The organism is Streptomyces sp. NPDC096310 (genome assembly GCF_044763125.1).
Classification (GTDB): Bacteria; Actinomycetota; Actinomycetes; order Streptomycetales; family Streptomycetaceae; genus Streptomyces.
The window spans coordinates 476,390-493,581 of the sequence record NZ_JBIWFO010000002.1 but is presented as its reverse complement, the minus strand read 5'-3'; the positions used below and the strand labels follow the sequence as shown (position 1 = coordinate 493,581).

General features: G+C 71.7%; 14 protein-coding genes, 1 tRNA gene and 1 pseudogene. 5 read left to right on the top strand and 11 right to left on the bottom strand.

Features of this window, described 5'->3' with window-relative positions; genetic code table 11:
• Positions 1-20: 20 nt before the first annotated feature.
• The gene (locus ACIQ7D_RS07680; protein ID WP_384995570.1) at positions 21-569 is read right to left on the bottom strand and encodes a helix-turn-helix domain-containing protein; all 549 of its coding nucleotides are present in this window, start codon (positions 567-569) and stop codon (positions 21-23) included.
• 186 nt (positions 570-755) lie between these two features.
• On the opposite strand from ACIQ7D_RS07680, the gene ACIQ7D_RS07675 reads away from it, so the two are divergent.
• Positions 756-828, top strand: a tRNA-Ala gene (locus tag ACIQ7D_RS07675).
• A gap of 95 nt (positions 829-923) precedes the next feature.
• On the opposite strand, the gene ACIQ7D_RS07670 is transcribed toward ACIQ7D_RS07675, so the two are convergent.
• The 3 genes from ACIQ7D_RS07670 to ACIQ7D_RS07660 form a co-directional block, all read right to left on the bottom strand.
• Entirely contained in the window at positions 924-1,160 is a 237-nt protein-coding gene (locus ACIQ7D_RS07670; protein ID WP_403934727.1) for a hypothetical protein, read from the bottom strand.
• Positions 1,161-1,406: 246 nt separating this feature from the next.
• Entirely contained in the window at positions 1,407-2,297 is an 891-nt protein-coding gene (locus ACIQ7D_RS07665; protein WP_403934724.1) for an SDR family NAD(P)-dependent oxidoreductase, read from the bottom strand.
• 154 nt (positions 2,298-2,451) lie between these two features.
• Entirely contained in the window at positions 2,452-3,084 is a 633-nt protein-coding gene (locus ACIQ7D_RS07660; protein ID WP_403934721.1) for a TetR/AcrR family transcriptional regulator, read from the bottom strand.
• Positions 3,085-3,151: 67 nt separating this feature from the next.
• Here ACIQ7D_RS07660 and ACIQ7D_RS07655 point away from each other — a divergent pair, with 67 nt between their 5' ends.
• Both ACIQ7D_RS07655 and ACIQ7D_RS07650 read left to right on the top strand, forming a co-directional pair.
• Positions 3,152-3,733, top strand: a complete 582-nt coding sequence (locus ACIQ7D_RS07655) for a sugar O-acetyltransferase (RefSeq protein ID WP_403934718.1) — start codon at positions 3,152-3,154, stop codon at positions 3,731-3,733.
• A 10-nt stretch (positions 3,734-3,743) separates the two neighbouring features.
• Positions 3,744-4,295, top strand: a complete 552-nt coding sequence (locus ACIQ7D_RS07650) for a TetR/AcrR family transcriptional regulator (protein WP_403934716.1) — start codon at positions 3,744-3,746, stop codon at positions 4,293-4,295.
• Positions 4,296-4,367: 72 nt separating this feature from the next.
• On the opposite strand, the gene ACIQ7D_RS07645 is transcribed toward ACIQ7D_RS07650, so the two are convergent.
• The 4 genes from ACIQ7D_RS07645 to ACIQ7D_RS07630 form a co-directional block, all read right to left on the bottom strand.
• The gene (locus tag ACIQ7D_RS07645; protein WP_403934712.1) at positions 4,368-5,567 is read right to left on the bottom strand and encodes an MFS transporter; all 1,200 of its coding nucleotides are present in this window, start codon (positions 5,565-5,567) and stop codon (positions 4,368-4,370) included.
• Positions 5,568-5,741: 174 nt separating this feature from the next.
• A complete protein-coding gene (locus ACIQ7D_RS07640; RefSeq protein WP_403934709.1) occupies positions 5,742-6,650 on the bottom strand; it encodes a geranyl diphosphate 2-C-methyltransferase in 909 nt (302 codons plus the stop codon).
• A gap of 5 nt (positions 6,651-6,655) precedes the next feature.
• Positions 6,656-7,948: a family 2 encapsulin nanocompartment cargo protein terpene cyclase gene (locus tag ACIQ7D_RS07635; RefSeq protein ID WP_403934706.1), complete on the bottom strand. Its 1,293-nt coding sequence runs from the start codon at positions 7,946-7,948 to the stop codon at positions 6,656-6,658.
• A gap of 145 nt (positions 7,949-8,093) precedes the next feature.
• Positions 8,094-9,506 carry a family 2B encapsulin nanocompartment shell protein gene (locus ACIQ7D_RS07630; RefSeq protein ID WP_403934703.1) on the bottom strand — a complete coding sequence of 471 codons (1,413 nt, stop codon included), beginning with the start codon at positions 9,504-9,506 and terminating at the stop codon, positions 8,094-8,096.
• 513 nt (positions 9,507-10,019) lie between these two features.
• On the opposite strand from ACIQ7D_RS07630, the pseudogene ACIQ7D_RS07625 reads away from it, so the two are divergent.
• Positions 10,020-10,408, top strand: a pseudogene (locus tag ACIQ7D_RS07625) (hypothetical protein); the annotation flags it as partial.
• A gap of 58 nt (positions 10,409-10,466) precedes the next feature.
• Here the strand turns inward: ACIQ7D_RS07625 and ACIQ7D_RS07620 are convergent.
• Both ACIQ7D_RS07620 and ACIQ7D_RS07615 read right to left on the bottom strand, forming a co-directional pair.
• Positions 10,467-14,237 carry a hypothetical protein gene (locus tag ACIQ7D_RS07620; protein ID WP_403934700.1) on the bottom strand — a complete coding sequence of 1,257 codons (3,771 nt, stop codon included), beginning with the start codon at positions 14,235-14,237 and terminating at the stop codon, positions 10,467-10,469.
• Between the two features lie 20 nt (positions 14,238-14,257).
• Positions 14,258-15,565: an MFS transporter gene (locus ACIQ7D_RS07615; protein ID WP_403934697.1), complete on the bottom strand. Its 1,308-nt coding sequence runs from the start codon at positions 15,563-15,565 to the stop codon at positions 14,258-14,260.
• 221 nt (positions 15,566-15,786) lie between these two features.
• On the opposite strand from ACIQ7D_RS07615, the gene ACIQ7D_RS07610 reads away from it, so the two are divergent.
• The gene (locus tag ACIQ7D_RS07610) at positions 15,787-16,155 is read left to right on the top strand and encodes a DUF6344 domain-containing protein (RefSeq protein ID WP_403934694.1); all 369 of its coding nucleotides are present in this window, start codon (positions 15,787-15,789) and stop codon (positions 16,153-16,155) included.
• Positions 16,156-16,348: 193 nt separating this feature from the next.
• Here the strand turns inward: ACIQ7D_RS07610 and ACIQ7D_RS07605 are convergent, their stop codons facing one another.
• Entirely contained in the window at positions 16,349-17,080 is a 732-nt protein-coding gene (locus tag ACIQ7D_RS07605) for a DUF5324 family protein (protein WP_403934691.1), read from the bottom strand.
• Between the last annotated feature and the right edge of the window lie 112 nt (positions 17,081-17,192).

Genomic DNA, 17,192 nt, shown 5'->3' with positions numbered 1-17,192 from the left:
GCCGCTTGTTGGCTGTCGATCTAGTTCTGGTGCGCCTCGTAGTGGGCGACCGCGTCGGCGGTGCGCCCGGCACCGTAGACCCTGAGGAACTCTGCCAGTTCGGGCTGGGTCGGGGCGAGGGCGTCCGCCGCGTCTATGATGTCGCCGGCCGCGGCGACCGACCGGAGCAGGGACTGGATCTCCCGCACCACCCGGCGCACGGTGGGCGCGCCCGAGCTGTTCGTCGTCTGGCTGGTACCCGTCAGGACGGAGCCCCCCTGGGACTTCTTGATCTCCTCCATCCGGTCGGTGGCCTCCCCGGCGCTGACGCTGCCGTCCGCCACCTGGCCCGCCAGATCCTGCAGCGCCTGCACGCGCTGGACGACCGCGGGGTTGCCGATCTTCGCGCGCTGGCCGCTCATCAACTGCGAGAGCATCGGCGCCGACAGCCCCAGCACGGCCGCGAGCCGCGCCTGGTTCAGCCCCAGATCGTCGATGAGCCGGCGGAAGAGCGCCCCCAGCGGCTCTCCGTACCAGCTTCTCTGAAGCTCTCTGGCTCTGGCAGTCGATTCCTGCTGTGCGGCATCCATGCGCGTCTCCCCATCGCTTCCCCAATGCGGCAGCTTCACTGCTGCGAACCTCGTGGGGCATCTTACGGAGCGTGGTCGCGCACGGGGAGCCCCAATCGTTTTGCGGGATCCCCGGGTACACCCGGTACTCTGGTGCCCGGTGATGGGAGAGCCGATCTCTGCTGGTCGGCGTACCTGCCCGTCCCCGGGGCCTTAGCTCAGTTGGTAGAGCGCTGTCTTTGCATGGCAGATGTCAGGGGTTCGACTCCCCTAGGCTCCACTCTCCATACCTCCTCTGACCTGCGGAAACGCGGGCCGAGGAGGTTTTTCGTGGTGGGCATGTCAATGTGTGCGCGAGGGCGGCTGCGTGGGGGCTCAGGAGCCGGACGACGCGGACGCGGACGTGGTGGGGACCGGCTTGTCGAGCATGGCGCAGACCGCGGCGTTCACCAGGGCCTGATGGGCGGCGGCGGCCTTCGGGGTGGCGATGCCGAAGATGGTCGTGGTGAAGACCGAGACCGTGCGGCGGCCGGTGGCGTCGGTGTGGTCCTCGCCGGAGTAGCCGGGGGCCTGGCCGCTGTGGCCCCAGACGGTGCCGCGGGGGGTGGACACCTGCTCCAGGCCGAGCCCGTACCGGCGGTCGGGAACTGGCCGTCGCGGGCCGGATGTTCGTCAGTGAGAAGACCGTCAGCAAGCACAGCCACCACATCTTCACCAAGCTCGGACTCGAACCGTCCGAGGACGACAACCGCCGGATTCTGGCCGTACCCGCCTACTTGGAGGGCCGAGCCACCACCGCCACCCTTGCCGCCGCGACCGCGACCGCCGCCGCCGTCCTCGTCCGGAGCCGGCGTGGGCTCACCCGGTCATCGGCTCGTGTTCGACGGGTGCCAGTCGCCGGCTGAGCCTGAGCACGTTGTCGACCGTCCGGGGCGTGGTGCTCGCACGGAAGGCGGGTACGGGGGTGGCCCGGGGGCCGATGACGAGGCCGGTCCGCCCGTCGAGTGAGGCGTCGGTGGCGGCGGCTATGGACGACCGGGCGGCCGTGGAGGCAGGGCCGGCGGTGGAGCGTGCGAAGAGCCGCCGGACCAGCGGCCACAGCGGGCGCAGCGCGGGAGAGACGATCTTCGGTGACCTCATGGTGCCGTTGGTCATGTCGGTGGCGGCGCCGCCGGGGTCGGCCGCGAAGACGCTGATACCGCTGCCGCGCAGACGCTGGGCCAGGTCCAGGGTGTACGCGAGGTTGGCGAGCTTGGCCCGGCCGTACCAGTGGAACGCGTAGTAGCCGCCCGGCGGCTCGACGTCCTCGAAGGAGCGCTTGGCGGCGCGGACCGCCGAGGAGCTGACGTTCACGATCCGGCTGGGCCCGTCGGCCCGGAGCTGGTCGAGCAGCAGTTCGGTCAGCAGGTAGGGCGAGAGGTGGTTGAGGACGAACGTCGCCTCGATCCCGTCGACGGTGTGCTGCCGGTCCGCGAGCATCGCGCCCACGTTGTTGACCAGGACCTTCAGCGGCCCTTCTGCCGCCAGCCGGGCGGCGAGTTCCCGGACGTCGCCGAGTGATGCCAGGTCGGCCGCTATGAACCGTGGCTCGCCTCCGGTCGCGACCGTGGCGATCCGCTCGACGGCGCGGGCGCCCCGTTCGGCGTCACGGCCGACCACGGTGACGGCGAGCCCGTACGCCGCCAGCCCCATCGCGGTCTCCAGGCCGATTCCTCCGGTCCCCGCCGTGACCACCGCACGCTGTTCCATCAGGTCCGCCCTCCGCCATGACACCACAGGAATCGGATAGGTATCCGATTGATGGGGTCACGTTATCAACCGGATGGCTATCCGCTTGGTCGTGGGCAGGGGGAGATACGGAACGGATGCTCTTGGCGCGGAGTGTTCGGCCGCAGGGCCGTGGTCAGCGCGGGGGGCGCAGGCCTTCGAGGAGCACGGCGAGATAGATCTCGGCGCGGGTCGCGTCGCCGGCGTTGTTGCCGTTGCCGTCGCCATCGTTGCTGTCGTCGTTGCCCTCGCCGTCGCTGCCGGAGCGTACGGCGTGCACGGTGCCGCAGAGCAGGCGGCGTACGTCGTCGGCCTCGATGTCGCGCCGGATGGCGCCCGCACGGCGGCACTGGTCGAGCAGGTGCGAGACGGCCCGGTCGAGCTGGGCCTTCAGCTCCGAGGTCTGGGCCTCGTTGTCACTGGTGGATTCGAGTACCGCGGCGAACCCGCTGTCGTCCAGCGCCTGTACGAGGGTGAACCGCAGCAGGCGGTGCAGACCCACGAGGACGTCCTCGTCGGCCGCAGCGGCCCGGGCCTCGTCGACCAGCTCCTGGAACCGCTCGGCCGACAGGGCCTCCCACAGTGCGTGGCGGTTGGGGAAATGCCGGTAGACGGTACCCACCCCCACACCGGCGAGCCGGGCGATGGTGTTCAGTCGAAGCGAGTCGTCGCCGGCGGCCAGTTGCTCGCGGGCGACCTTCAGCACCCGGGCGCGGTTGCGTGCGGCGTCCTCCCGGAGTGCCGGTCCCTGCTCGCCCTTCGGTGTCACGAATGCAGCATAACCTTGCGCCGATCCGAGTGTACGTTCGTACGCTCCGGCGGGTAGGCTCGGCGGTATGCCGACGGACTACTTCGCTGACGATCCGCGCACCAACCTGGAGCGTATGCAGGCCGGTGACCTCTACATCGCCGACGACCCGGAGATCGCGGGCAGGCTGCGGCGCGCTATTCGGCTCACCGCCCGCTACCAGGCCGTCTTCCTGGAGGAGACCGGCGAGGCGCGGCAGATCCTGGAGGAGCTGCTCGCGGCGGTGGGGGAGGGTGTCGAGGTGCGGCCGCCGCTGTACGTCGACTACGGCAGCAACATCACCATCGGCGCCCGTACCTTCGTCAACTACCACCTCACCGCGCTGGACGTCGCGCCGATCACCATCGGCGAGGACTGCCAGATCGGGCCGAACGTCCAACTCCTCACCCCGACCCACCCGGTGGAGCCGCTGCCGCGCCGCGACAAGCTGGAGGCGGCGCTGCCCATCACGATCGGGGACAACGTCTGGCTCGGCGGCGGCGCCGTCGTCTGCCCCGGGGTGAACATCGGCGACAACAGCGTCATCGGCGCCGGGGCGGTCGTCACCCGGGACATACCCGCGAACGTCGTCGCGGTCGGCAACCCGGCCCGCCCGATCCGTACCGTCTGAGGGGCGTCGGATGGCCACCGGACACACGGACCCGCAGCGCCGCGAGCGCATCCTCGCCGCGACCCTCGACCAGATCGCGGAGGAAGGCGTGGCCGGCGTCTCCCACCGTAAGGTCGCCGCCCGCGCGGCCGTCCCCCTCGGCTCGATGACGTACCACTTCAGCGGCATGGACGAACTGCTGCGCGAGGCCTTCACGCGCTTCGCCGACCGGATCGTGGCCCTCTTCGAGGAGCACCTGGGCCGTGCGGACAGTCCGGAACAGGCGCGTGAGGCGGTCGCCGACCTGGTGCACACGCTCTCCGAGGGGCCCCGCCGCGATCTGGTCCTCACCCAGGAGCTGTACACCCTCGCCGCGCGGCGCCCGGAGTACCAGGTGCTGACCCAGGCGTGGATGCGCCGTAGCAGGCATCTGCTGGAACGGCACTTCGACCCGGACACCGCCCGTCAGCTCGACGCGCTCATCGAGGGGCTCACGCTGCACCGGGCGCTGGACAACGGCGCGCCGCACGACCGTGCGCTGACGCTGCGGGCGGTCACCCGTATCACCACCGTCCAGCGGTGATTCCCGGATTCCCGGATTCCCGGACGGCCGGATGAGCGGCGCCGGACGCCGGACGCCGGACGCTGGACGCGCTCAGCTCCGCCGGGGCCGCAGCACCCTCGCGAGCAGGATCACCGAGAGCCCGGCCAGGGGCACCACCAGCAGGCCCACCCGCAGACTGGTCGTGTCCGCGACGTACCCGACCACCGGCGGGGAGAACAGGAAGCCCAGCCGCATGAGCCAGGAGACGATCGTCAGTCCTGAGCCGGGTTTGAGGCCGGGCAGCTCGTCGGCCTCGTGCATCGCCGCGGGGATGAGCGTCGCCACCCCGAAACCGGCCGCGGCGAATCCCAGGATCGTTCCGGGCAGCGTCGGCACGGCCAGCGCCAGGCCCATGCCGGCCGCGGCGATCAGGCCGCCGGTGCGGGCCACGGCGCGCTGCCCGAAGCGGTCGACGAGCCGGTCACCGATGATCCGGCCGATGAACTGGGCGCCCACCAGTGCGATGTAGCCGCAGGCCGCGAGCGCCGCGGAGGACGTCAGGGCGTCGGAGAGGTACAAGGCGGCCCAGGAGCTGCCCGCGTCCTCCACGAGCGTGCCGGCCATGGCGATCACGACAAGGGCGGCCAGCACATACCCCGTACGCGGGAAGCCGCCCGTACTTCCGGCGGACCGCTCCCGCGCGGCGTCGGCGTCCTCGGGCTCGCTGTCCGGGCCGGGCAGACGGAACCGCCAGGCGGCCACGGCGGCCAGGGAGAGGACGACCGCCGAGATCGTCAGATGCTGCCCGCGCGACAGGTCCAGGGTGATCGCACCGGCCGCCATCAGCCCTCCGGTGACGGCGCCGATGGACCAGATCGCGTGGAACGCGTTGATGATGGAGCGTCCGTAGCGGCGCTGTACGCGCAGACCGTGCGCGTTCTGCGCGACATCGGTGAGCGCGTCCATCGCCCCGGCCAGGAACAGCGCGGCGGCGAACAGCGCCACCGACTCGGCGAGACCGGCCGCGAGGATCCCCACGCCGGTCAGCAGGGTGCCCGCGACCGCGACCCCGGCCGAGCCGAACCGGCGGACGAGCACCCCGGCCGCGAGACCGGCCGCGATGGCCCCGGCCGGAAACGCGGCGACCGCCAGCCCGTAGGTGCTGTTGTTGATCCCGAGATCGGCCTTGATCTGCGGATACCTCGGCAGGAGGTTGGCGAACAGCGCTCCGTTGGTGAAGAACAGCACGGCCACGGCGGCCCGTGCGCGCTGCTCGGCGCGGGTGGGGCGCACCTCGGTGTCGAGAGTCATGCGGGTGACCCTAACCCGAGTGCGTACGAACGTACACTCCCCTTTTCGGCTCGCGGAATGCCCGGAGCGACACGCACGAGCCCTCATCGACCGTGATGTCGATGAGGGCTCGATGCGTCCGACGGTGCCGGAGAGCCGGCGCGACGGGGCAAAGCTTGCTGGGAATGACTCGTCCTAGACGCGGTCGGCTGCGATCAGGAGGTACTGGAAGGAGCCGTCCTTGTACGAGTTGATGAAGGCTTCCTCGATACCGGTGACCAGCGAAGAGGTCGCCCGCAGCTCCCAGTAGGGCAGGGTCGCGGGGGTGAGGTCGACGACGGCCTGGGGGACGAGGCGGTGGTCGGCCATGGCGCGGAGGTATTCCCGGCGGGAGTGGATGTTGCACTCGAAGTGCGCGTTGATCTGGGAGACCCACTTCGACGGCTGGCCGTACCGCGGGTTCCAGCAGCCGGTGATGGTCACGTAGCGGCCGCCGGTCGCGAGGACGCGGGAGTGCTCGGCGAAGAGGTCGTCCAGGTCGACGTACATGGACGACTCGTTGTTCCACGAGGCCGCGGCCTGCCCGGTCTCGAAGGGCGTGCCGAGCATGTTGCAGACGCGGGCCCGGACGTGGTCGTCGATGCCGAGTTCGCGGGCGCGCCGGTTGGCGAAGTCGGCCTGCTTGGCCGACAGGGTGACGCCCTCGACCTTGCAGCCGAAGCGCTGATGGGCCATCACCATCGAGCCGCCGCGGCCGCAGCCGGCATCCACGAGGGTGTCGTCGCGGTCGATGGGGCCGAGGTGGTCCAGGAGGAGTTCGGCCTGTGCCGATTCCAGGCGGTGCAGCTCGGCGATCAGCTTCTTCTCGTACGCGCTGTTCTCGGGGTCGCCGAGGGCGTCGTGGTCGACGTCCCCGATGCCGTAGTGGTGGTGGTAGAGGCCGTCGACATCGCCGAGTCGCAGGTTCACGGGCCGCGCCTCGCCGTCCCAGTAGCGGGCGATGTCCCCCTGATAGGGCGTCGCCGGCGAGGGGATGAAGACGGGGGATCCCGTGGTGGTGGGTGCGGTGCTGGTGCGTTCGGTGCTGGTCACAGGTGAATCCATTCTTCTTACCAGAAGTCGGGCAGGCTGTAGCGGTAGGTGTTGGTCCGGTGCCAGTAGTGGTTGCCGTCGACCCACGCGGCCACCCCCCGCAGGAAGCGCTGCGCGCTCGGGACGGGGCAGGCGGTGGCGAAGGCCGCGGCGGCGGTCTCGAAGTCGCGCATCAGCTCGTTGTGGATCTCGACCGCCTTGAGGTAGGCCTCGCGGTCGGAGGTGTTCTCGCGTTCGGCGATCACCACCGGCAGGTTCAGGTGCCGGCCGGGGGACGCGAGTTCCTTGGTGTACGAGTACAGGTCGTTCACGATGGTGGTGGCGTTCGAGGCCAGTGCGATGACCCGCTGCATGGCGGGCTGGGCGTGCAGGTCCGCGGGGAGTTCGTAGCCGCCTACGGTGTCGGTGATGGTGGGGCAGGGGCGGAAGTTGTTGAACTGGCGCATCGCCAGGTACTCCCACACCTCGGGGACATGGTCCTGCTCGGCCCAGGCGGCCTCGGCGAGGTATCCCAGGTGCAGCCGGGCCATGTCGTGCCGGTACCGGTCGGCCTGGGAGGGGCCCGCCTCCTGGAGGAAGTACTCCATGGCGGAGCGGTAGGCGCGGCGCGGTGCGTCCGAGTGGAGCGACTCCGCCCACTGCGGCTGGTACTCCGCCGTCGTGTGCAGGGGGTCGAGGGTGGTATGCGCCAGCAGAAGGCGTCCGCCGAGGCCGACGGGCGAGCCTCCGTGGTCCTCGCAGTAGCAGTCGTCCACCGCGTTCTCGGCGACCATCAGGCGGGTGGCGAGCATCAGGTGGTCGACGGTGGGAGCGTCCGGGTGGCAGGCGACCATGTAGCGCCCCACGGAGAAGCCGTCGAACTGGTCCTCCCAGTCCTCGGGGAACAGGTCGACCTCGTCCACGGCCCAGGCCTTGATCCTGCGGCTGACCTCTTCCACCCGTACGGGATCGGGCTCCGCCACCGGGTGGTGGTAGAGGCCCGGGATGGGACTGCCTTCCACCGCTGAGGACGAGGACGGGGGCGAGTGCGAGGGTGCGGTCGAAGGCGTCGGCGTCGGCAGTGCCGGCGGCTCCTCGCGCCGGGTGAAGCGCAGGCTCGCCGTACCAAGGCCGCTGGGGCCGCCCAGGATCCGTCGCAGGTCGGCGGCGGGGACGTCCACGGCGGGCGGGGCGGGTAAGGAGGACACCGGGGGCGGGGCGACGGTCGCGGCCTTGAGAGCGCGGGCGGCGTCGGCGAGGACGTACGCCCCGAAGTGGGAAGCGGCCGTGGGCAGGCTCGACTGCACGGGGAAGAGCTCAGGGTCGGGCATCCATGGCTCCTTGAAAGCGGGCGTGGGGGTGTGCGGTGGGGGGTGTGCCGGTGCGTGGTGTTCCGGCTCCCGGGCATGCTCGGCCGACCCGCCCCGGAGGGTGCGGGTGGCCCAGCAGGATCCGGACGAGAGGCCGGGAGGGGCACTAGTCGTGCTTGCCGGCGATCTGTACGTTCTCCAGCACGCCGAGCGCGTCCGGCACGAGGACGGCGGCCGAGTAGTACGTGGTGACGAGATAGGAGATGATCGACTTCTCGTCGATCCCCATGAACCGCACCGACAGGCCCGGCTCGTACTCCTCCTGGAGGCCCGTCTGGCGCAGGCCGATGACGCCCTGGTTGTCCTCGCCGGTGCGCATGACGAGGATCGAGGTGGTCTTCTCCTTGGTGATGGGGATCTTGCCGCAGGGCAGGATCGGGACACCGCGCCAGGCCGGGACCTGCTGGCCGCCGAGGTCGACATGGGTCGGGTAGAGGCCGCGTCGGTTGAACTCACGCCCGATCGCCGCGATCGCCCGTGGGTGGGCGAGGAAGAACTTGGAGCCGCGGCGGCGGCAGAGCAGTTCGTCGAGGTCGTCCGGGCTGGGCCGGCCGGCGTGGGTCTGGATGCGCTGCTTGAAGTCGGCGTTGTGGAGCAGACCGAACTCCCGGTTGTTGATCAGCTCGTGCTCCTGGCGCTCGCGCAGCGCCTCGATGGTGAGCCTGAGCTGCTCCTCGGTCTGGTTCATCGGCCCGTTGTAGAGGTCGGCGACCCTCGTGTGGACCCGTAGAACGGTCTGGGCGAGGGAGAGTTCGTACTCGCGCGGCTTCAGTTCGTAGTCGACGAACGCGCCGGGCAGCGCGGGCTCCCCGGTGTGACCGGCCGACATGGCGATCTCGGCCTCGCCGTGACGATTCTGCCGTTGCCGAGGGAGCGAGCTGAACCGCTCGACATGGGCCTGGAGGCCCGGCGCCGAGGACATCACGGCGGCGAAGTCGGCGCGGGACAGGGTGAGCAGGGTGCCGGCGGTCTCGGCGGTGGCGGTGGACTCCCATCGGGCGTCCGCGTCCAGCAGGGCGTTCTCGCCGAACCGGTCGCCGTCGGCGAGTACGGCGACGGCGACTTCCTCGCCGTACTTGCCGGGGGCGGTCCGGCTGACGCGGCCGTGGGCGATCAGGTGGATCCGCTCGGCGGGCGTGCCGTGCTCGACCAGCGTCTCGCCGGCCCGGAAGTCGCGCTGGACGCACCGGCCGGCGAGCGCGGTCAGCACCTCCACGTCCTCGAAGCCCCGCAGCAGGGCCAGTTCGCCGAGTTCGCGGGGGATCACCCGGACGACGGCGCCGTCCTGGACGAACTCCACGCGCCCGTCGCCGACGGTGTAGCTCAGCCGGCGGTTCACCCGGTAGGCGCCGCCCTTGGTCTCCACCCACGGGAGCATCCGCAGCAGCCAGCGGGAGGAGATCTCCTGCATCTGCGGGGCCGACTTGGCCGTGGTGGCGAGGTTGCGGGCCGCCGCCGTGCCCAGGCTGGACTGCCGGGGCAGCTCCAGGGGTGCTTCCTGGCCGGTTTCAACAGTCATCGGGCGCGCTCTCCTTCGTGAAGGCGGTGGCCGACGGGCTGCGCGGCACCGGGAAAGAGGGAAAGGACAAGTAAGGACAAGGGGGTGAACATCCGGGAATCCGTCGAGATGCCAGGGAACAGTAACGGCCGGTGCACCCGGTTGGTCCAGAGAATCCGGCGGCGTTAACTCGATGCGATGATCGGGCCGGGGAAAGGTTTAACCGGATGATTGTCGGTATTCGCGCAGGCGCGTGGCTGGAACCGGACGTTCGTTCCACGCCCTGAAGGTAGCGATCGATAACGCGCCTGCCGTGCAGCCCGTAGGGTTCGTTCCGGGAAACGCCGTCCGTCGCCACGCCTTCCGTCGCGCGCCCATGACCTGACTGTTCCAGCGTCAGCTCATGCGCCGGCCTCTGCGGTGACGTGGCTGTCGCTCTGGTCCTGTGAAAGCGGGAGACCACCGTGAGCCGTCCCTCCACTCCGGACGGCGAGCTGTCGCTCGTCGCGGAACGGGCCGAACCCGCCGACGACGCGGACGTACGGCGCGGCGTCGTACTTCCTGCGCCGGCCCGACGGCACCGGGATGATGATCGACACCCCGCGCTGGCGGCCCGCGCCGGCCCGCCGCTACGAGCAGCGGGTCGGCCGGATCACCGATGTCCTGATCACCCACCTCGACCATGTGGCGCACGCCCGTAAATACGCCGACGCCTTCGAGGCCCGGCTGTGGATCCAGGAGGGGGACCTGCACTCCCTCCCCTCGGCCGACCACATCATCCGGGGGGCACGGAGCCCGTCGAGATCGGGCCCGGCGTCATCGCCCACCCCTTCCCCGGGCACACCGCGGGCTCCACGCGGGCTGGCCGCCGCGCCGCGACCTACCCCGCCGAGCCGATCGACTACGGGGCCGTCCGCTACTGACGGGCCGCACACCGAACCCGTACGCCGCCCTGGTGGGCCGGGGTGGCCGCGGGCCCCGTCATGCGTCGTAACGCAGCAGCCGTACCGGCCCGAAGAGGCCCGTACGCACCTGGCCCGCGGCCACGGCCATCGTCGGGGACGCGTCGTCCAGATAGCCCGCGAGGGTGGAGCGGACCACGATCTCCAGGTCGTTGCCGCCGGGGCGCAGGGCGCCGGTGATCTCGGTGCGCCAGGGGCCCCAGACGAGCCGGTCGACCAGTACGCCGTTGACCAGCACATCGGCCGTGCCGCGCACCTCCCCCAGGTCGAGCACCACCCGGCCGCCGGGCGGCGCGGGGAAGACCGTACGGTGGCGGACCTCACCGCCCAGCGCGCGCAGCCCCAGCTCCTCCCAGGCCACCAGCTCCGCCGGGGCCTCGGCGACCTCGGCCTCGATCGCCGCGTCCAGCAGGGCGCCGCCGCTGCGCCCGTCCGTCGCCGTGACCCGCAGCAGGATCTCCGTTCCGGCGGGCAGAGGGGCGGGGAAGCGGATCCGGCCGTCCGCCGCGGGACCGTGGGCGCGGCCCGCCACCGTCACGGCCGTGTCGAGGCCGGTGGGGATCCGCAGCGCGGTCGTCCCCAGCGGTGCGGGGAAGCGGAGCCATTCGGTCCGCGGGCCGGCCTCCACCGCCGGAGACCGGGGCACCAGCGGCAGGACGACACCGTTCTGCGCCGCCTCTGGTTCCAGCCAGCTCGCGCCCGGCAGCGGGTGCGGCCTGACCCGGGCGCAGAGGAAGCGCGGGTCGCGCGGCTGGTGCCGGCGCGGCAGGGCCGACTCCCAGTCCGGGCCGCTGAGCACGTCCAGCGACCTGGAATCCACCGTCGCGGCCCCGCCCTCGCCCAGCCGCAGCGTGAGCGTGTTCTCCCCCGGGCGCAGCACCGTACGCAGGTCGTAGGGGTGCACCCGGATCTCGCGGTGGCCCGGATACGGGTTGAAGTCGCCCTGGCGGCCCACCTCGGCGCCGTTGACCAGCACCGTGCAGGCGCCCTCGCAGGCGACCAGGATCTCCGCGTCGTCCGGCACCTCCGTCAGCCGGAAGGTACGGGTCGGTGCCGTCCCCGTCAGCCACTCCGGTCTGCGGTAGGCGGCGGGGTCGGTGACCACGGCGAAGGAGGCCCGCAGCGGCCCGTCGCGCTCGGCCGTGAACTCGATCTCCAGCTCGGCCTCGCTCCCCACCGGGTGCGCGGGCAGCGGGCTGAAGGACTGGTACCCCGCACCCTCGGCGGGCAGTTCCGCGCCGTCGACCCGTACCCGGCGCGCGGCCCCCGACCCCACGGCGAGATACCGCCGCGCCCCGTCCCCGGCCGCTCCCGGCAGTGCGATCCGGGTGCGTACGGCGACGCTCGCGCCCCGGTCCACCCGGCGCCAGTCCAGGAACTCCTCCGGTACGTACCCCTTGGGTCCCAGCGGGCCCTCGTGCACCGCGTCCTTGTGGATGCCGCGCGACAGTGACCACCGGGCGGGCCGCCAGGTGGAGTCGGGGTCCCGGACCTCGGCGAACGGGCCGTAACCGGCGATCACCGGCCGCCAGTCGCCGTCCTGAGCGTCGTCGGTCCGGTGCTCCAGGCGCCAGACCTCCAGCGGCAGGACGCCCGTACGGTCGGCGGCGGCCAGGTCGCCGTGGCTGTTGTCCAGCGTGGAGCGGGCCCGTGCCCGCCACGGGCCTTCGACCGGGACGGTGCTCACGGGCTCGCCCAGCGGCTCCCGGGTGGCGTCCGGCAGCTCCGCGCCGAGCACGAGCAGGGTCACGGGACCGTCCGCGAAGTCCACCTCCACCGTCCAGAAGGTGCCGTCGCCCTCGTCGGCCACCGTGAGCTCCGTACGCGCCCCCGTCCGCGGGTCCCAGCGCTGTGCGCGCAGCGGCGGCAGGCCCTCGACCGTGACCCGCGCGCGCCGGTCGCCCGGCGGCACGAAGTCGTAGCCGTCCTCCCGCAACTGGCGCCAGTACGCGTCCCAGGGGAAGCCCGTGTCGGCCCAGTCGTGCCGGTCCAGCCCCTCCAGACGTGTCATCGGCGCCTTCGTACCGCTGATCTCGTCATGCGCGGTGAGCAGCACCACCCAGGTGTCGCCGACCCGCCGCAGCAGGAACGGCACGTCGGTCCGCACCCGGACGGGCCCCGCCGCCAGCGCGGCCGGCACGTCGCGCGGGGTGGCGACCCGCACCGCGAGCCCGGCCAGCGCCGGACCCACCGGGCTCCGGCCGACCCGGACGACCCGGCCGCCCGCCCGCGCGAACTCCGCGAGGACCGACTGCGCCGCCTCGTCGACGAGCGCCGCGTCCGGGATCACCACATTGCGGTACGTCTCGTGGCCGATCCGCAGCCCGCCGTCGGCGGTGACCGTACCGCCCGCGACGGTCGCCTCGTCCAGCGTGTCGTGGTCCGTCCCGGCCCGCTCCAGCACGCCGCGGCGCTCCGCGAACCAGGCGCTCACCCCGTTCAGTTCGTGGTACGCGGCGACCGCGCGCCGCGCGGGCGGCAGCGGCCCCTCCAGCGTCAGATAGGCCTGCGCGGTGCTGGTCGGGGAGAGCAGCACCGTGTCGCACACATGCGTACCGGCCGACAGCACCGAGCAGAGCCGGGTCACCGCCCCGGCGAACTGGTGGTACGAGGGCCAGTACGGCTGACGCCAGCAGGTGGACGGCGGGGCCCACTCCCACCAGCCGCCGGCCGTCGAGTAGTACACGGCGTGCGGGTCGTAGAGGTTGGCGCCCCGGCGCAGAAAGGGCGCGAGCCAGTCGTACGTCTCCTCCAGCGTGCCGCCCCAGCCGGAGGAGTGGAACGCCTCGATCCAGGTCCGTTGGCCGCCGTGCGCGTGCGCCAGCGAGCTGTGCGCCTTCGGGTCGCCCCAGTGGTCGCTGCCGGGCGCCCCGTACCCCTTGTGGGTGCCCAGGTAGTCGCCGTAGAGCAGCACCCCGCCCACCGGGTCGCCCTCCCGCGCCGGGGACGCCTGGTCGAAGCCGCAGAGCAGCCCCCGCTCGGCGAACCAGGCGTCCAGCGGGTCGAAGAACGCCCGGCGCGCCAGCGTGGCCCGGTGTGCGTGGTAGTCCCGGCGCACCCGCGCCGCGTCCCGGCTCGCGGCCCCGAGATACCGGCCGCCCCCGGCCCCCCGGCCGCCCCCGAACAGGGCGGCGCGCAGCGGCAGCAGGTCGTATCCGTACGCCTTCTCGAACGTGGCCGCGAAGTCCCGCCCCCAGGTCGGCATCGGCGGCAGCTCGTCCTGGAAGAACCCGGGGATGACCGTGCCGAACCAGCGCCCCACCTGGCGCTCCAGCTCACCGTGCACCTGGTCGAGCAGGGCCGCGCACGCCTCGGCGCCGAAGTAGTCGAAGCCGCTGATCCGCTCCTCGATCACCCCGTCGGCCTCCCGGTGCAGGGCGAGCCCGGCGAACTCGGGGTGTACGGCGGTCAGCCTGCCCTGGAAATTGGCGCCGGAGAAGCCGATCTGGTCGTACATCCACAGGTGGAAGCCCAGCTCCCGCGCGTCTTCGCAGGCGCCGTCCAGCAGCTCGATCCACCGCGGGCTGAGGAAGGGCGGATCGTCGGCGAGTGACCCGAACATCGGCCCTGTGGGCGCCAGGCACATCACCACGGCCTGCCGTACGCCCTGCGAGACCAGCTCCGTCATCTGCCGCCGCAGCCCGCGCCGGGTGACCTTCGCGCCGCTCCACCACCAGATCGGCAGCGGCGTGTACTCCGCGCCGGGGTCGGTGAACCGGGCCAGGAGCTCGTGCGCGCCGGCGCTCGCACCGGTGCCCGCGCGCTCGGTCCCGCCCAGTTCCGGACTCATGCCCGCATTCCTGCCCATACTCATGCCGTGGCACGCTCCGCCTCGATCATCTCCAGCGTCTTGCCGCAGGTGTCGGGCATGAAGACATATCCGATCACCCCGCTGATCAGCAGGAACAGCGAGAGCAGACCGCCCACGACACCGAGCCCGACCTGTGCGAGCGTCGGTACGAAGAAGCTCCAGACGCCGAGGCACATACGCGCCACCCCGAAGGTGAAGCCCTGCGCCGTGCCGCGCAGCATCGTGGGGAACAGCTCCTGGCTGAAGACCTTGTAGAACGCCTCGCCCGCGAGCGCGCCGCCCGCGCTGAACAGCACGATGTTGATGACGATCACCGGGATCGTGAACGGCAGGAAGAGGAAGAGCGCGTACGCGACGATCTGCGTCGCGGAGCCGATCCCCCACAGCAGCCTGCGGGTCGCGTGCGTCCCGTCCGCGTGCCGCATGAAGACCAGCACCGTCATCGCGATGCTGATCACGAAGCCCCCGCAGGACAGCGCCACGCCCGCCGCCTGGCCCCCGGCGTGCAGCGTCTTGACGAAGTACGGCGTGAAGATGCCCGCCGTCCCGGCCGCCAGCCCCCAGAAGACGTAGATGCCGCCCGTCCACATCAGCGCCCTCAGATGGGCTCCGGTGAACAGGTCCCGTACGCCGTGGCGCGTCGCCGTCCCGGCCGCCGCCGCGGCGGCGGACGCGGCCTGCCAGCGCGGCGACTCGGTCAGCCCCTGGCGCAGCGCCCAGGTGACCAGGGCGACGACGAGGAGATGGAGAAAGACGATCCGGATGCCCAGCAGTCCCAGCGGGGCGAGCGTGAGGGCGAGCAGCAGGACCACCACAGGACCCACCGACCACGCCACCTGGGTGAAACCGAGCAGTTTGCCGCGCGACCTCGGCGGCGAGAACTCGCCGACCAGCGCCAGCGAGGTGGGCACGTCGGCGCCGACCGCGACCCCGATGACGAAGACCCCGAGGAAGAGCATCACGGAGTCGAAGGAGAGCGCGACACAGAGCACGCCCACCGCGTACACCAGCAGGTCGTACTTGTAGATGCGTTTACGGCCCAGCCGGTCGCCCAGCCGGCCGCCGATGAACGCGCCGATCGCGCAGCCGATCGCGTTCGGACCGATCGCGGCGAGCGCGCCCACCACCGTGCTGCTCAGATGCAGATACGACTGGAACAGGGCGAGCCCGGCGCCGAGGGCCACGATGGACCCCGCGTCCAGATAGGACGCCATACCAGCCAGGACGGACCATCGCCACTGCTGGGGGCTGACCTCCTCCCGGCCGGCCGCTTCCTCCGTGGCAGCACCGACGGTCCGCTGGGCCATGGCTCTTCCTCCTACACGCCGTTGTGCCGGGGGGATGTCGGGGCCGGTTGGACCGTACGAGTGGTGTTCATCCGAAGAACTGCGCAGTGACGGCGTAGCTCCTCGGAATCCCCAGATGCGTACACATCATGAGGAAGGTATGTAGATCGCCCCGACCAAAAGCGCAACTCGAAGCGCAACCCGAAACCCCGTCCGAGACACACATCCGAAAGTGAGGGGTCATGGCCGCCTTCAAGGTCAAGACACTGTGGACCGTCTTCCTCACCGCGTTCTTCGCGGTGCTCGCCTCCCTGGGACTCACCACTCCGGCCGCCGCCGCCACCGGCCGCGCGGCACAGCCCGCCGACCGGTCCGCCGACCGCCCGGCGCCCGCGCCCGCCGCCGCGCACCGCGCCGCCGTGGCCCTGCCGGCGGCCGGAGCGGCCGTACCCAGAGCCCTGCCGCGCGCCCGCTCCCTGCCGCCCACGATCAAGCAGCGGATCCGCGCCGAGGCGCACGGCTCGTCACCGTCGGTCCGTCACCTGCCCGCGCTCGCCCTGCCGGACGACGACGGCGCCCACGCCGCCGACGCGGCGCTCGTCGCGGCGTGAGGCGCTCGCACGGTCCTGTTCCCCGGGACCCGCACGGTCCTCCTGTTGCTCAAGATCCGTACGGGTCTGTTCCCCCGGATCCGCACGGTGCTGTCGCTGAGGATCCGCACGGGTCTGTTGCCCAGGGCCTGCACGGTCCTGTTGCCCAGGATCCGCACGGCTCTGTTCCTCAGGATCCGCACCGCCCGGCCGGTCAGGGACGGTCGTCCCGGTTCCGGTCCCGTTCCGCGGCCTCCGCCTCGGCCTGCTTCGCCTGCACCTCGGGGTCGAGCGGATCGACCACATGGCTCCCGCTCGCCGGGGTGCCGTCCACCGACGTCAGCGGAGCACGCTCCGAGACCTCCGTAGCGGCCGGCGGCTCCACCAGCCAGTCCGGATTGGCCTGCTTGTCCCACCACTTCCACGCGGCGAAAGCCCCACCGGCCATCAGACCGAGGACCGCGAGACCCTTGGCCACCCGGCCGGCCCTGGCCCGCCGCTCGTGCTTGCGCACCAGCCTCTGGATCTCCTTCGGCGTGACCTGTCCGCGCAGAGCGGCCAGCGCCGCCGCCGAACGGGCCGCGGCCTGCTCCGCCACCGGCTGAGCCGTCGCCACCGCGTGCCCGACCCGCGGCACCGTGTAGTCCGCCGCCTGACGGGCTGCCCTGCGGGTGCGTACGGCGGCACGGTGAGCCGCGTCATCGAACTTCGGAGGTACACGTGGCGCCACATGGGCGCTGTACTGAACACGAGCCTGTTCGGCTGCCTTTGACATCGTCGGCGCGAGCCGGACCCGGGCCTCCCGGGCGTACAGGGCCGCTTGCTCCTTGGCCAGAGTGGCCTGCTCCTTTGCCGTGTCGGCGTAGGGGGCCACCGCTACCGCGGCGTGCTGCACGCTCTCCTTGGCCGAACCGGTAGCGGCACGCACGCTGTCCATGCGGGTCACAGGATCATCCTCCTCGGTGGCGTTCCGTATTTCGCCTATCCACCCTTTTCGAAATCATGCCTGCCGGTGACGCTCCCGGCATGCGTTACGGGCATCCGTGTCATCCCGGACG

Coding starts and splice junctions, on each gene's coding strand:
- ACIQ7D_RS07680 (WP_384995570.1), bottom strand. CDS start 569: ATGGATGCCGCACAGCAGGAATCGACTGCCAGAGCCAGAGAGCTTCAG.
- ACIQ7D_RS07665 (WP_403934724.1), bottom strand. CDS start 2,297: ATGGAACAGCGTGCGGTGGTCACGGCGGGGACCGGAGGAATCGGCCTG.
- ACIQ7D_RS07655 (WP_403934718.1), top strand. CDS start 3,152: ATGCCGACGGACTACTTCGCTGACGATCCGCGCACCAACCTGGAGCGT.
- ACIQ7D_RS07650 (WP_403934716.1), top strand. CDS start 3,744: ATGGCCACCGGACACACGGACCCGCAGCGCCGCGAGCGCATCCTCGCC.
- ACIQ7D_RS07645 (WP_403934712.1), bottom strand. CDS start 5,567: ATGACTCTCGACACCGAGGTGCGCCCCACCCGCGCCGAGCAGCGCGCA.
- ACIQ7D_RS07640 (WP_403934709.1), bottom strand. CDS start 6,650: ATGGATTCACCTGTGACCAGCACCGAACGCACCAGCACCGCACCCACC.
- ACIQ7D_RS07635 (WP_403934706.1), bottom strand. CDS start 7,948: ATGCCCGACCCTGAGCTCTTCCCCGTGCAGTCGAGCCTGCCCACGGCC.
- ACIQ7D_RS07630 (WP_403934703.1), bottom strand. CDS start 9,506: ATGACTGTTGAAACCGGCCAGGAAGCACCCCTGGAGCTGCCCCGGCAG.
- ACIQ7D_RS07620 (WP_403934700.1), bottom strand. CDS start 14,237: ATGAGTCCGGAACTGGGCGGGACCGAGCGCGCGGGCACCGGTGCGAGC.
- ACIQ7D_RS07615 (WP_403934697.1), bottom strand. CDS start 15,565: ATGGCCCAGCGGACCGTCGGTGCTGCCACGGAGGAAGCGGCCGGCCGG.
- ACIQ7D_RS07610 (WP_403934694.1), top strand. CDS start 15,787: ATGGCCGCCTTCAAGGTCAAGACACTGTGGACCGTCTTCCTCACCGCG.